The organism is Winogradskyella sp. R77965, assembly GCF_044594915.1.
GTDB lineage: Bacteria > Bacteroidota > Bacteroidia > Flavobacteriales > Flavobacteriaceae > Winogradskyella.
The window spans coordinates 2,939,621-2,953,746 of record NZ_CP138990.1 but is presented as its reverse complement, the minus strand read 5'-3'; the positions used below and the strand labels follow the sequence as shown (position 1 = coordinate 2,953,746).

Below are 14,126 nucleotides of genomic sequence, written 5' to 3'. Positions count from 1 at the left end.
TTTGATTCCTTTGAGCTTTGATTTTTTTAATAAAAAGAAATCGGACTAAATCTTCTTAACGTACTCCGTAATAATTACAATTCTTGTCGGACCTACTTTACCTTCAATATAGGTTTCGTTTTCGTGATCTAATCTAATATTTCTAACTGCTGTACCTTGTTTTGCGACCATACTAGACCCCTTTACTTTAAGATCTTTTATTAAAACTACGGAATCACCATGTTCTAAAATGACTCCGTTGACATCGCGATGAATTAATTTATCAGCTTCGTCTTCTCCATCACCAGATGCTTTTGCAAGCTCTAAGGTTTCTTCTTCCAGGTACATCATACCTAATAAGTCTTGCGTCCAGTCTGCTTTTATTCTGTTAAGCATTCTCCAAGCCATAATTTTTACTGCCTCATGTTCGCTCCACATACTATCATTAAGACATCGCCAATGGTTAGAATCTATCTTTTCAGAATCTTCCATTTGATCAATACACAAATTACAGGCATTTAAGACGGTCTGCAATTTGTTTTCTTTAATATCTGGTATTGTATAAAGTGATAATTTCTCTTCGCTTGAGCAAAGTTCGCAGACATTATTACTACGTTGTTGTAATTCTCTTTCTAAAGACATATAAAATAATAAGTTGTAAATGTATAATTATTTAAGAGTTTCACGTAACTTTTTAGATAAGCCTTTTACAACCATATCATAAGAATGGTCAATTAATTGAGTAATCAGTTTTGGTGAGAGCTCACCTGTATGAATATATACACTGTTCCATTGTTGTTTGTGCATATGGTAGCCTGGTTTTACGCTATCGTATTCGGCTCTGAGTTCTTGCGCATACTCTGGATCGCATTTTAGATTTATAAATGCTTCACCATTTTCCCATCGTTTTAACGATGCTAGAGCAAACATTTTATTACAGACTTTAAAAACAAGCGTATCATTATCAAAAGGAAAGTGTTCTGTAACTTTCTTTTTATTCATACAATAGTTTCTGTAGTCTTCTATATTCATTATGAGAGGCGTTCCATTAGCTTTTCAGGCTGCTTAAGTTCAGTAAAACCAAATTGCTTATATAAATTATGAGCATCAGCTGTTTTTAGCATCCATATTTTACAATTTTGAAGTTTTGGTTCTGTATTTACAGCTTTCATTAATTGTTTAGAATAGCCATTCCCTCTATAATCAGGAAGAATAAACACATCCATTAAATATGCAAATACAACATAATCAGTGGCAATTCTCGCAAAACCGATTTGTTTATTATCTAAATAAACACCAAAACAGAAACAGTTGTCAATAGATGTTTTAACCTCTTCTAACGTTCTTCCTTTTGCCCAATACGTTTCAGTTAAAAATTGATGAATTACATCTATTTGAAGCTTACTCTTATCTGTAGATATTTCTATCACTCTTCTAGCTTTTTAACTTCTGAAGCTTCTATTTTTAAAGCTGAATAATCTAATTTCCAGCCTATAGTATCAACCAGATTTTCTATTAATTGAATAGCTTCTAAAGCCTCAACTTTTGCAACATTGTACAAACCACTCTCTGGAATCTTATCCATGATATGTTCCTTAGCCTTTGCACTTAACTCAGTTAGATCAGAAGCTTCAAACTTATTAAACATCCCATCTTGTTTATCGTAATAATTGATATTGCTTTCTATTGATAAAACTTCGGGTTGTGGGAAATGAGATAATACAACAGTCTTAGATTTAGAATTTGAACTCATTTGAATCTTACTCAAATCAAACCCAACATGTGCTTTCGCATTGATTACAACTAATGCCTTTTTCTTACTAGAAATTAGTTTCAGAAACTTCTCTTTAACGTCCTCGTAATGATAAATCTCTGCAAAATCACCTTCGACAGTTATAAATTTGCAAACTCGTTTTATTTTATCTAATAGTATTATAGATTGTGCATTAGTAGTTTGTTTTGTTCTCCATTGTCTATAGATAGTAACCAAACCTAAGGTGACTAAAATACTTATAATGATTATAAAAAATGTTTCCATTTTAGTGTTTTAATTCTTTTACTTTTATGTGACACTAAGTAATTTTCGATGTCACATTTCGTATTATTTCCCTATTTCTCCTAGATGTGTATTCTTAAAATTATCGGAATATTTTAACCCATATCCAAAAACTCTATCCATAGTGGCATGTGCAAATAAAATAACACCTATTAACCTTAATAGTTCTATTTCAAAATATATGCCAAGAAAATAGATAAGTATTGCTAAACCTTTATGATGAAAAATATTGTAACAAATAGCTCCGATTTTAGTATTAATGACATAACCTAGCATCCCAATATCTGGTAAAAGCAGTAATACTAAAAACCACCACCATTGATAGCTAAGTTGACTAAATAAGAAAATTGCCAAAGCAAACATCCCTAATTCTTCAAACTTTAATATTGTTTTCATATCTACTCAATAATTTTATACAAAATAGGCTTACTTGGTGAAGCATCATTTTCGAAAGGTGCTATTTGTAGATTGAGCATGTAGCAACCATCTTCAATTTTATTAGAGACATAAATGAACTCTGTTATAGTAGCATCTAATCTTAGCTTTCCTTTAGTATTCCAAAACGCATTATGCCCTTTTAGTTCGCCTCCATCTTCCTCTCTATCAACACTTGGCAAATCAATTAAAAGATGTTTAATCCCTTTTTTTACTAGAAGTTTAATGGCGTCTTCTTCAAAATACGTCCAGTTAGTATGCGAATATTGTTTCGATTTTTTATCTTTAGTATTAGGAATAGTGCGTACTACCAGTGCTTCTCTCTTTTTATTTCCTATTGCAAACTGAAGCTGCTTTGCTGATATCACATAATCTTCACCTTGCTTTTCTGGTGCAACTGTAATCACTTCTGCTAAAAAGAAAAACTGTTTTAAGTATTTATTAATTGAATATACCTTCTTAGTAATATGACCGACTGTTTCTGTATGCGTACCATGTGAATGTGGATTAAATGTTATAGTATTAAAATTTACCGAAGCTCCTTTTTCCACGCTAATCGTATCTCCATCAAAAACTTCTGGCTGAATTTTAGGTGCTCCAAGATACCATGCATTTACATTAGAATCACTTCCTTTAATTGAAATAGAAATATCTAACGGTTGCGTTAAATCTACCTTTAACTTTCTGGAATTGTATTGTATTATTGCTATCAAGATAAATTAAGTTTAAAAAGTTCACTAGCTATACCATCACTCAAAAATTGTCCTTTTTTTGTAACGCGCAAATGCTCATCATCAATATACAACAAATGTTGATTTATAAAAACTTCTGATTGCTCAATTAAGTAATCCTTAAAAATTTCACCAAACTCACTTTCTACTTTAACAAAAGAAACTCCCCAAATAGTGCGCAAACCAGTCATTACATACTCATTGTATTGATCTGTAAGTGTTAAGGTTTCAATTTCTATTGGCAATTCGTTTTGTTGAATGGATTTTATATATTTTGAATTATTGCTCACATTCCATCCACGTTGTTTCCCATTAAAAGAATGTGCAGATGGGCCAATACCTATATAGGATTTTCCTTGCCAATAGGCTGAATTGTTTTTACTGAAGAAGTCTTCTTTTCCAAAGTTAGACAACTCGTAATGAACAAATCCTGATGCTTCTAATTTTTCTTTTAAAATATTAAATTGCTCATGGGCTTGCTCATCATCTACATTTTCAATAATTCCTCTTTTAATGAATGAAGCTAATGCCGTTTTTGGCTCAACGGTTAATGCATAGCTTGAAATATGTGGAATCCCAAAACTTAATGCCGTTTCAATATTCTCTAACCATTGCGCATTTGAAGCTCCTGGAATACCATAAATTAAATCCAAAGAAATATTATCGAAGTATTTAGTTGCCAATTCTAAACAGGCTTTAGCTTCTTTTGCATTATGAGCTCTGTTCATCAATTTTAAGTCAGTCTCAAAAAAAGATTGAATACCAATTGATAAGCGATTAATTAGACTGCTAGACAATGCTATAATTCGAGTTTCAGATAAATCATCTGGGTTGGCTTCAAGGGTGATCTCTGGATTTTGAATAACATCATAGTTATTATAGACAGAATCAATAATTAATTCTAATTCAGAATTAGTTAATAGACTTGGCGTTCCGCCACCAAAATAAATGGTTTCTACTGTTGTGTTTTTAAATTCGTCTTTACGAAGTTCTAACTCTCTTGTTAATGCGTCAATAAGTTCATCTTTCTTTTTTAAAGACGTAGAAAAATGAAAATCGCAATAATGACAAGCTTGCTTGCAGAAGGGTATGTGGATGTAGATTCCAGACATTTTTATTTCTTTACTCTTCCTTCATTCTGCTTTACAAAAGCTCCCCAACCAGAATAACTTTTACCAACCGTTACTCTACCTTGATTATAAAAATGACAAACTGCTGCTGCTAAACCATCCATAGAATCTAAATTTTTAGGCAATTCTTTTAAACCAAGCATACTTTGCAGCATTTTAGCCACTTGCTCTTTACTAGCACTACCATTTCCTGTAATTGCCATTTTAATTTTTTTAGGAGCATATTCAGTAATTGGCACTTCTCTAGATAAACCTGCCGCCATAGCCACACCTTGTGCACGACCTAGTTTTAGCATACTCTGTACATTTTTACCAAAGAAAGGAGCTTCAATAGCTATTTCATCTGGATGATAGGTGTCAATAAGTTCTACAGTGCGCTCAAAAATGAGTTTTAGTTTTAGATAGTGGTCATCGTACTTTTTTAGCATGAGTTCATTGAGTTGCATAAACTCCATCTTTTTGCCCACAATTTTAATGAGTCCAAAACCCATAATCGTTGTTCCTGGATCTATGCCTAATATGATTTTTTCTTTACTCATTCTTTTAATTACAAAATTGACAACCACTCAAAGATACAGCCAATCCTATTGTTGCATTTAACACGTTACCATTAAAAGCTCCCAAACCGCTCAAAACAGGATCATAATCATCCAAAGAAGTCAGTCCATATATGTAACTTAAATCTCCATATACTGATACCTTTTCATTAATTGCGAAATGCAATTCCATACCACCCATAATATTTAAAAAAGACTGTTTATTATCACCTAAATTTCCTAATGGCTTTGCAAAACTAAAACCAGGACCTGCATGGAGAATAGTTCTTAATCTTGATGGTAAAAAACCAATGTATTGAGAGGGATCAAAGACAAATTGCGCATTAATACGAGAGTAATTAATCTTAAAATCTAAGGATTCATCGCGACTCTTAGAACGATTAAAGCCATAATCTAATTTGACTCCATAATTGCTTCTAAGCATATGCTGTACTCCCAAATTTACCGTCGGAAAATTAATTCTTTGAGCATTACCACCTTTAATAAAACCATTTGATAAAGGATAGTTAAACCCAACGGCAAACAATGCTTTCCATTTACTCGTATCTTTAAATTGCGCATTACTATGTAGCGTAGTAAAAACGATAACAAAAAACAAAAGGTATTGTTTTAAATATTGCTGCATCTATTACTTTTTGATTTAATTTGTGCTATGCATTACGATGTGCCCTACAAAACTAAACAATTCTTCTTTGTACTTATTAAATTGAGTATAGTTGTTGGCGCATTTTATTTCATTTATTCAAAATTCGCTGAAAACGAAAATTTACAATTCAATGAATTTATAGCTTTTCTGAAAGAAAATGACACATTTTCGGTCAAAACCATTAGTTTTTTACTCATTTTAAGCATTTTCAATTGGTTTTTTGAAATTTTGAAATGGCAAAAATTAGTTACTACAATTAAAAAAATTTCGTTCAGAAATGCTTTGGAACAAAGTTTAGGAGGTTTAACAGCGTCGTTAATCACACCAAATCGTCTTGGTGACTATGGTGCAAAAGCAGCCTATTTTGGCAAACAGTTTAGAACAAAAATTGTGCTTCTCAATCTTTTAGGTAATATGGCACAAATGACCATTACCACTATTTTTGGCCTAGTTGGATTTATCATTTTTGTAAATCGCTATCAAATAGATCTTAACTATTATAAAATCGCAAGATTTGCCTCATTATTAATTTTATTTAGCTTATTTGCTGTTTTTGGAGTAAAACATAGACGTTTTAAAATTAAAGGGTTTTCGTTTGAGCGCATTATTGACTTTATAAGAAAAATAGCTTTCACAACACATATTACCACGCTTACTTTATCATTAATTCGTTATTTAATATTTTCATTTCAGTTTTATTATCTTCTTACAATGTTTGGTGTCGATGTAGAATATTTTAAAGCTATGGTCGTTATAACGAGTATGTATTTTTTAGTATCTATTGTACCGAGCATTTCAATTTTCGATGTCGTTATAAAAGGAAGTGTTGCTGTATTTTTATTTGGCTATGTTGAAGTTAATGAGCTAACTATTTTATCAATAATTACAATAATGTGGTTACTCAACTTTATGATTCCGAGTCTATTTGGAAGTTATTTTGTCCTAAATTTTAAACTTCCTCAAACCAAAGAATAATGCTCACATCCATAGCAATTATAATCATAATCATTTACTTATTTTTAATAGGTTGGTTTGCTTTTGGTTTTGATAGGGTTGAGGACTTTAAACTACAAGATTTACCAGTTAAAACTAAATTTTCGATTGTAATTCCGTTTAGAAATGAAGCTGAAAATCTTCCCAGATTATTAGCGTCAATTTCTCAGTTGAATTATCCTAAGTCGATGTTTGAAGTTATTTTTGTTGATGATGAGTCTGAAGATGTGTCGGTAGAAGTAATAAATAATTTCCTTTTAAAAAAACCTCTCGAAGCAGTTTATACTGAGCGTAGTCGAAGTACTCAAGGTGACATAAGTATTATTAATAATAAAAGAAACTCAAATTCACCTAAAAAAGATGCCATAACTGCTGCTATTCAAACTTCAAAATATGATTGGATAATTACCACTGATAGCGATTGTATTCTGCCAAAATACTGGTTAGATGCTTTTGATGAATGTATACAAACCAAAAACTCAAATTGTATTGTAGCTCCCGTAACTTATCATGCTAATAACTCGTTTTTTAAACGCTTTCAAACTTTAGATTTTTTAAGCTTACAAGGAGCAACTATTGGCGGTTTTGGCATCAAAAGACCTTTTATGAGTAATGGTGCTAATTTTGGATACCGCAAATCCTCTTTTGTTGCAGTAAATGGTTTTGACGGCAACAATAATATTTCTAGTGGTGATGATATATTCTTACTTCAAAAACTGACGAAGCAAGATGCTAAAAAAGTACATTATCTAAAATCTAAAAAGGCTATTGTAACTACGAATCCAAGTAACTCAATTTCTAATTTGATTCAGCAACGTTTGAGATGGGCATCAAAAACGAGTAACTATGATAATAGGTTTGCCAAACTAGTGGGTTTAACGGTTTTATTAGGAAACTTAACGTGTATAGCTTTTATTCCTTTGGTACTTTTAAATTTATTAAATACCAGAATAGTTGTTGCCTTATTAATAATAAAGTTTAGCATTGACTTCTTACTACTTTTTAAAACCTCTCGTTTTTTTAAACAAGAGACCTTACTTCTTTCTTATATCTTTTCGAGTATCATATATCCTATCTTTAATGTAAGCATTGCTTTTCTATCATTCTTTAAATCATACCGTTGGAAAGGTAGAACGTCGAAGAAATAGTGTTGCGTTCAATATTTTTGATAGATTTACTGAAACCAAATCCTAACAACACATGAAAAAGACTTTATTAATTATTCTTTTGTGTTTTGCCTTTCAAGCTAATTATGGTCAAGAAAACTACACTATTGACGGTAAAACCCTAAAGCTTAAAACTGAATTAGAAGGCAAGCTAGACCTACTATGGAATATTATTGATGGTCAATACCGTTATTTCGTAAGAACAGAAAATGGTACTATCACGGAATTGAAAAACACAAAAGATTCTAAAAAAAACTACCTCGAAGAATATAAAACAACATTAAGTAGTTTAACTAATGGAATGACGACTGAAGCATTAAAATTAACTACCTATAGCCTAAAAAATTATATAGATAAGTATAATGCATCTGTTGATCAATCGTACACTTCTATAAAAACAGAACGAAAAGTTCAATTAAGATTAGGCTTCTCGGCTGGTATTACTAATCATCCATTTGTTGGCAATCCTGATAATGTAAAAGTACCACTAATCGGTGCAGAACTTGAAATTTATGAAGCTAGCACATTACCAAGACATTCAGGTTTTATGCAGGTTAGACACACCTTCGATGCCGATGATTTTAACTATAGCACTAACGAACTCTCACTAGGTTATCGCTATAGAATAATAAACAAATCTTGTTTTTCTATTTACGGTCAACTCAAATTAGCAACACTTAATTTTACCAGTTCTTCTTTTAAAGACGAAAATAATACACAAATTAGCTCAAATAAGACAGCTTTCGATGTACCTTTAATTTTTGGTATTGGCTCAGATATTAAAGTTGGAAAAAACAGTTTTATTACTTTAATTTATGGTGAGTTATTTGCAATTAATTTTGATAATCAAGGTAACTTTTCTACAGATATTGCTCTAGGTTATAAATTTAATTTATGATGAAATTATTTAAATGAGTTTAAGAAATTTTAAAACCTCTAATCCTGTATTCAACGGTTATTTTTGGGATGATAGAAAATCAGCAGTAAAAAAAATGTCGGTTGCTGGTATCTTTTTCAAATCTATGTTTGGCATTTTAATTATTGCCGCGATTACAGCTTATCTATGGAAACTTAACGAAGCTGGTACACCTATGAAGTGGTTTACTTTAGGAGGCATGTTAGGTGCAATTGTGATGAGTGTTTTAATTTCCGTAAGACAAAATTGGGCACATATTTTAGTGCCGCTATATATCATTGCTAAAGGCTTCTTTTTAGGTGGTTTTTCGGCTTATGCACATCGTAATTTTCCTGAATTACCGTATCAGGCTATTGGTGTTACTATAGTTACTTTTTTTGTGATGCTTTTGTTGTATCAATTGCGAATTATTGTAGTTACTAAAAAATTACGAAGTGTAATTATTACAGCTACTGTAAGCATTATGGTTGTGTATATAATTTCCTGGATTTTAAGTTTCTTCGGAATCAAAACCTACATTTGGGGAACATCTTGGTTTGCCATTGGTTTTAATGTTTTGGCTGCGATTGTAGCTTCTTTTGCTCTACTCTTAGATTTTGATTATATAGAGCGTTATAAAAACAGAGCACCAAAATATAAAGAATGGATGGCCACTTGGGGACTTTTAGCTACACTTATTTGGCTCTATGTTGAAGTGCTTAGATTGATGCAGAAGTTGGCGATTAGATTTTAGCTTCGACTTCGATCAGCTGCCAAACTTGGATACTCCGAAAACTTAGTATAACAAAGACTTAATTAATCTTAACAATCACAGGTAATTCAAAAGCCGTAGTTACTTGTTGTCCTCTTTTTATTGCTGGGAATATTTTTGGAATACCCTTTAAACTCTGTCTTAGCAAACTGTCTATTTCAGGTATTTCTTCTACTGTTTCTGGTTGTCTTTTAATAGATTCTACTTCTAAAACACCTTTATTGTTAATTATGATTTTGAGCCTTATCGTATCATTAACATCTTTGGAAACTGCTAAATTTTGATTTTCTAAAAACCGATTCACATTATTAACTAAAGTATTCTGAAAACAGATTTTGCTATCTTCTTTTTCAGTTATAGAGTCGCAATTACTAAACGTTGGGTATGTATCGACTTCATTCCAGTTGAAAGTTTGTAGTTCTTCCTCAAGTAAATCTTCGGGAGACACTTTCTTCTTTTCAAAATAGTTGCAAGAAGTCGCAAAAACCAAGATTAAAAGACAAACGATTCGATTCATTAGTGAAATTCTGATACCGAAAAGTACAATATTTTTAGATTTTAGTCTTCTTCTAGGAATTTTTCTTTTTTAAGTGCTTTCAATCGCCTTTGGGCAAATGTAAGAAAAGGGCTTTTCTCATGTTTTGCTATATAATTTTCGTACAATGTTATCTTAGAATCTATATCGCCATAAAATTCATCTTTTGTTCTTATTAAAAAGAATTCGGACATAATGTTAGAAGCATCTTCCTTTAATGATTTTTGAAACGCTTTAATGGCTTCTTCATATTTCTTTTGACGATTTAAAATAGTTCCAAGTCGTTGATATTCATTGGTAAGTGATTGATCTTGCAATTTTAGAGCCTTAGCGATATAGGCTTCTGCTTTTTCAAAATTATTCAAACTTTCGTAATATGTGCCTATAACAAACATGGCATTGGCATCATTTGGGTTGTATTTTAGAGCTTCTTTTCTATGGTAAATGGCATCTTCGTAATCTGAATTTTGAGCATAACTTAAGCTTAGTTTTTCGTGAATAAACTCAGATTTTTCACCTAAATCTAATAGCTTATTAAACCAAACTACAGAATGTGTAAAATAATCTTGGTAATAGTATGCTTGTGCCTTTAAGCTCATAAGTTCAACATTATTCCCATAACTCTCTAGGCCTTTATCTATAAAGCGATGTGCTAATTCAAAATTTCGCTTAATAATATGATATTTCGCAATTTTGAAAATCGCCTTTTGATGTCTTGCATCTAGATCGAACGTTTTTTTGTATTCATTTAATGCCGTAGTATCTTTTTGTTTCTCTAAGACTACTCCTAATTCGTAGTGGTAATTAGGATTTACACTATCTAGTACAATCAAATCTGTAAACATCTGATTGGCTTTTTTATACTTTTTAGTTTTGGTTAAAAGTTTGGCAAATTCATACTTAATTAAAAGATTATCCTCATTGACTTTAACTGCTTTTTCATAATTCAGCAAACCTTCACCATAATTACCTATTGCTATGTATGCTTTGGCTATTTCATCATAAACTTCATCTAAATTTTTGAGGGTTTTATAGGCCTCAATAGCTTTAGTGTAATTACCACTAGCATAAAGACGATCTGCTTTTTCTTTTGAGCTTTGCGCATTTAAAGTCACTGAAAATATGAAACACAGAAGCCACAAATTTAATTTCATAAGCCTGGTTTTAGTCTTTTTTAGTGTCAGCAACTGAAAAAACTATTGGAATAGACAAAGGCACATTTACAACCTTACCATCTTTCTTTCCTGGCATGAATTGAGGCAATAATTTTAACACTCTCTCGACTTCTTCTTCTAACTTAGGATGTGGGCCTTCAACCTTTATTTTTGTTACATTACCTTTCTTGTTTATCACAAATTGAGTAGAAATTCGCTGTCTACCAGCAGGTAAATCTAAAGATTTGGCTAAGCTAGTATTAAAATTTTTACCCATATGCTTATTGACTGCATGGATTGTACAATCTTTCTTATCAGATTCTAAGGATAACGAATTACAATCTGGATGAATTGGAGATTCGTCTACTTCGCGAAATGGGATTTTATCTGTTTCATCTTTGGTCACTTCAATAATTTTTGCTTCTTCTATTTTCTGTCTTTCCTGCTGTTCTAATAATTTTAGATATAACTTTTCTTTTTTAGTTTTTTCTTTTCCAATAGAATCTATCTGTTTATTTAATATTTTTACTACAGGATTTTTCTCACTTGAATTCCGTAAAAGACGATCGCGTTGCGCAATTAATTCTTTAAGTCTTTTATTTTGATAATTATTTATTCTTAAGCTATCAGTTGTATTCTTTGACTTTGCTTTTAAAGCATCAATCTGTTTGCTCAATCGCACTACTACTGGATTTTTATCACTTGAATTCCGCAAAATACGCTCACGTTCTGCAATTAATTCTTTAAGCCTTTTATCATCTCCTTTCACCTCAAAAACAATAGGTAAAGAATAAGGAACAGTTACCAATTTTCCTTTTTGTTTTCCAGGTGCAAATTGTGGCAACATGTTGAGAACACGCTTTACTTCTTCCTCTAATGCTTCACTTGGCGCTCTAGCTTTTATATCCTTAACATTACCTTCTTTGTCAATTTTAAAATGCACAAAAATTCGTTTTTTACCAGGGTTTAAGCTATCTGCTAATTTTGTATTAAAGTTTTGACCAACATGCTTGTTTACAAAACTAGTCATACAATACTTTCGTTCTTTATTTGTCTCTAAATCTGCACATTCTTTTAAGGTTGGTACTATTTCTACTACTGAGAATGGAACTTCTACAGATTCGTTTACTTCTTCTACTTCTATAATTTCAGTTTCAGATTTATTAGGAGCATCTAAAATTAGCAATGTACTTTCATCTGCAACCACTAGTTTTTTATAGTAAGTGTCCGTTTCTAATTGATTCATTAGTGCATCAAAACGATTTTTTTCCTTTTCAGACATGTTAGCCCCATCCTCTACAAATAATTTTAATACTCCATTTCTAACATTGGCTTCCCATAAGTTTTTAGCCTCCTTTGTTTTTTTCCATTCTCTGTAGTGTTGATAAGTTCTATAACCTAAAATTTTTAGTTTTTCTGGACTAACCATCTGATGATAATATATTGAAGTCCCATCTTTAGATTGCCTTTGAATAATTCTGTTCTCCGAAATATATTTCAATAAAGCTTTCGATTTCAAAAAGTCTTCTTTTGACAGAGTATATTTATAACTATTTTCTTTTTTGAAGCCAGCGTATTCAGCAATTTGAAAATAAGTAGCTCCATCCTTGTCCATTTTCACTAATTCATCATAATATTTCTTAATCAATTCCTCTTCAGTTAATTCTTGATCAACTGATTGTTCTTGCTTTTCAACATTCTGTTGCGCCCTAACTTCCGCAGAGGTATAAATCAACATCCCAAAAACCATAGGAATTAATAGTGCATATTTTATAAGATTAAGCTGTTTAGATTTTGATTTCTGTAACATAGTGATTCGTTTTTTGATTAATGATTTTTTGAAAAATGTATTTGTAAATGACACATTATTGACATCAAATACCTGATTGAGTAAACTTTGATAATAATCTGCCTTACCATTTTGTTTTACAGCTTTGGCATCTGCAATATATTCGTGCAGTTCTTTAATTCTATTTTGATAGATATAGACCAACGGATTAAACCAAAATATAATTCTTAGTAGTTCAAAAAAGAGTAAATCTAGTGTGTGTAAATCCTTAATATGAACTAGCTCGTGTTTGTAAATGGTTGGCTTTTCGGTTTCGGGTATACGTTCACCTATAAAAATGGTACTGAAAAACGAAAATGCAGCACTACTCTTAATGAGATTAACGATGAGTAAGTTTCCTTTCCAACGTTTTGGGTTATTAAATTTTAACCAATAAAGTTTTGAGATTTTGAATATAAAAATGAATGTCGCAATAGCAATTCCTGCCAACAAAACAGCATACCAAGTTGGTGTTTGTGATTGCTCAATTACTAAACCGGCTTGCTCTGCAATTTGAACATCGAAAGCTGTTGGAGTTTTAGTTCCTATAAAAACTTCTGGTAGTTGTATGACGAAATCTTTTGTTGTTACCGCTTTTAATTCTGGAAACCTTATAAATGGTAACGCAAGAGATAAAACAGAGCTGATTAATAAATAAGCTCTATTGTAATTAAAGAATGTTTCGCGTTTTAAAAACAAATCATAAACCAATAAAAATAAAGCTTGAAATGCGATGATCTGAAGAATAGTGTACAACATATTACTTATTTTTATCAATTTCGTTTAACAACGTCTCAATATCTTTAACATCGACATCATTCTTCTGAACAAAAAATGATACCATACTTTTAAAAGACCCTTGAAAATAGTTGTCCACCAACTTATTTATAGATTGGTTACTATAAGATGCTTTAGCTACAACAGGAAAATAAACATGGCCCTTTCCTTTTTTTTCATAATCCACAAAACCTTTGGACTCCAAAATTCTAATAATTGTAGACACTGTATTATAGGCTGGTTTGGGCTCTGGCAAGATTTCGATTACAGCTTTTACATTTGCCTTTTTAAGTTGCCATAAGGCTTGCATTATCTCTTCTTCTGCTTTTGTTAATTGTTTCATTTTATTCTGAACTTGTTTCAGAATCTCATAAATAATTCTTTGACTTTAATGAGACTCTATTCTTAAATCATTATGCTAATATAACTAAATTTTTAGTTTAAACTAAAAATTTAGTTAAAAAATGTAACT

17 protein-coding genes are annotated in these 14,126 nt (G+C 31.3%); 4 read left to right on the top strand and 13 right to left on the bottom strand.

Annotated elements, in window-relative coordinates; all coding sequences use genetic code 11:
- Nucleotides 1-45: 45 nt before the first annotated feature.
- The 9 genes from SJY34_RS13280 to SJY34_RS13240 all read right to left on the bottom strand — a co-directional run bounded on the left by SJY34_RS13280 (nucleotide 46) and on the right by SJY34_RS13240 (nucleotide 5,513).
- Nucleotides 46-621, bottom strand: a complete 576-nt coding sequence (locus SJY34_RS13280; protein ID WP_400076406.1) for a PhnA domain-containing protein — start codon at nucleotides 619-621, stop codon at nucleotides 46-48.
- Nucleotides 622-648: 27 nt separating this feature from the next.
- Entirely contained in the window at nucleotides 649-1,011 is a 363-nt protein-coding gene (locus tag SJY34_RS13275) for an MmcQ/YjbR family DNA-binding protein (protein ID WP_400076404.1), read from the bottom strand.
- Nucleotides 1,011-1,409, bottom strand: coding sequence for a GNAT family N-acetyltransferase (locus tag SJY34_RS13270; RefSeq protein ID WP_400076402.1), 399 nt, complete (start codon nucleotides 1,407-1,409; stop codon nucleotides 1,011-1,013). Before SJY34_RS13270 ends, SJY34_RS13275 begins: the two co-directional genes overlap by 1 nt.
- Nucleotides 1,406-2,017: a DUF4230 domain-containing protein gene (locus tag SJY34_RS13265; RefSeq protein WP_400076400.1), complete on the bottom strand. Its 612-nt coding sequence runs from the start codon at nucleotides 2,015-2,017 to the stop codon at nucleotides 1,406-1,408. The genes SJY34_RS13270 and SJY34_RS13265 overlap by 4 nt, the downstream gene beginning before the upstream one ends.
- Before the next feature lie 63 nt (nucleotides 2,018-2,080).
- The gene (locus tag SJY34_RS13260; RefSeq protein WP_400076399.1) at nucleotides 2,081-2,431 is read right to left on the bottom strand and encodes a DUF4260 domain-containing protein; all 351 of its coding nucleotides are present in this window, start codon (nucleotides 2,429-2,431) and stop codon (nucleotides 2,081-2,083) included.
- Nucleotides 2,432-2,433: 2 nt separating this feature from the next.
- Complete coding sequence (locus tag SJY34_RS13255) at nucleotides 2,434-3,183, bottom strand: cyclase family protein (RefSeq protein WP_400076397.1); 750 nt, start codon at nucleotides 3,181-3,183, stop codon at nucleotides 2,434-2,436.
- On the bottom strand, nucleotides 3,180-4,313 hold the full coding sequence (gene hemW / locus SJY34_RS13250; RefSeq protein ID WP_400076395.1) for a radical SAM family heme chaperone HemW: 1,134 nt from the start codon (nucleotides 4,311-4,313) through the stop codon (nucleotides 3,180-3,182). Before hemW ends, SJY34_RS13255 begins: the two co-directional genes overlap by 4 nt.
- Nucleotides 4,314-4,315: 2 nt before the next feature.
- The gene (ruvC, locus tag SJY34_RS13245; protein WP_400076393.1) at nucleotides 4,316-4,870 is read right to left on the bottom strand and encodes a crossover junction endodeoxyribonuclease RuvC; all 555 of its coding nucleotides are present in this window, start codon (nucleotides 4,868-4,870) and stop codon (nucleotides 4,316-4,318) included.
- A gap of 4 nt (nucleotides 4,871-4,874) precedes the next feature.
- Nucleotides 4,875-5,513 carry a cell envelope biogenesis protein OmpA gene (locus tag SJY34_RS13240; RefSeq protein WP_400076391.1) on the bottom strand — a complete coding sequence of 213 codons (639 nt, stop codon included), beginning with the start codon at nucleotides 5,511-5,513 and terminating at the stop codon, nucleotides 4,875-4,877.
- A gap of 27 nt (nucleotides 5,514-5,540) precedes the next feature.
- On the opposite strand from SJY34_RS13240, the gene SJY34_RS13235 reads away from it, so the two are divergent.
- The 4 genes from SJY34_RS13235 to SJY34_RS13220 are packed head-to-tail and all read left to right on the top strand — an operon-like array spanning nucleotide 5,541 to nucleotide 9,342.
- Nucleotides 5,541-6,509 (top strand): lysylphosphatidylglycerol synthase domain-containing protein, encoded by a 969-nt coding sequence (locus SJY34_RS13235; protein WP_400081396.1) that lies wholly within the window; start codon nucleotides 5,541-5,543, stop codon nucleotides 6,507-6,509.
- Complete coding sequence (locus SJY34_RS13230; RefSeq protein WP_400076389.1) at nucleotides 6,509-7,675, top strand: glycosyltransferase; 1,167 nt, start codon at nucleotides 6,509-6,511, stop codon at nucleotides 7,673-7,675. Before SJY34_RS13235 ends, SJY34_RS13230 begins: the two co-directional genes overlap by 1 nt.
- Nucleotides 7,676-7,727: 52 nt before the next feature.
- Complete coding sequence (locus SJY34_RS13225; protein ID WP_400076387.1) at nucleotides 7,728-8,591, top strand: hypothetical protein; 864 nt, start codon at nucleotides 7,728-7,730, stop codon at nucleotides 8,589-8,591.
- A gap of 13 nt (nucleotides 8,592-8,604) precedes the next feature.
- The gene (locus SJY34_RS13220; RefSeq protein WP_400076385.1) at nucleotides 8,605-9,342 is read left to right on the top strand and encodes a Bax inhibitor-1/YccA family protein; all 738 of its coding nucleotides are present in this window, start codon (nucleotides 8,605-8,607) and stop codon (nucleotides 9,340-9,342) included.
- A 58-nt stretch (nucleotides 9,343-9,400) separates the two neighbouring features.
- Here SJY34_RS13220 and SJY34_RS13215 read toward each other — a convergent pair whose 3' ends face one another.
- From SJY34_RS13215 to SJY34_RS13200, 4 genes are read right to left on the bottom strand one after another with little or no spacing between them, the layout of a single operon-like run.
- Nucleotides 9,401-9,877, bottom strand: a complete 477-nt coding sequence (locus SJY34_RS13215; protein ID WP_400076383.1) for a hypothetical protein — start codon at nucleotides 9,875-9,877, stop codon at nucleotides 9,401-9,403.
- A gap of 41 nt (nucleotides 9,878-9,918) precedes the next feature.
- Nucleotides 9,919-11,049 (bottom strand): tetratricopeptide repeat protein, encoded by a 1,131-nt coding sequence (locus tag SJY34_RS13210; protein ID WP_400076381.1) that lies wholly within the window; start codon nucleotides 11,047-11,049, stop codon nucleotides 9,919-9,921.
- A gap of 10 nt (nucleotides 11,050-11,059) precedes the next feature.
- Nucleotides 11,060-13,636 carry an energy transducer TonB gene (locus tag SJY34_RS13205; RefSeq protein WP_400076379.1) on the bottom strand — a complete coding sequence of 859 codons (2,577 nt, stop codon included), beginning with the start codon at nucleotides 13,634-13,636 and terminating at the stop codon, nucleotides 11,060-11,062.
- Nucleotide 13,637: 1 nt separating this feature from the next.
- Complete coding sequence (locus tag SJY34_RS13200) at nucleotides 13,638-13,997, bottom strand: BlaI/MecI/CopY family transcriptional regulator (RefSeq protein ID WP_400076378.1); 360 nt, start codon at nucleotides 13,995-13,997, stop codon at nucleotides 13,638-13,640.
- Nucleotides 13,998-14,126: the final 129 nt, after the last annotated feature.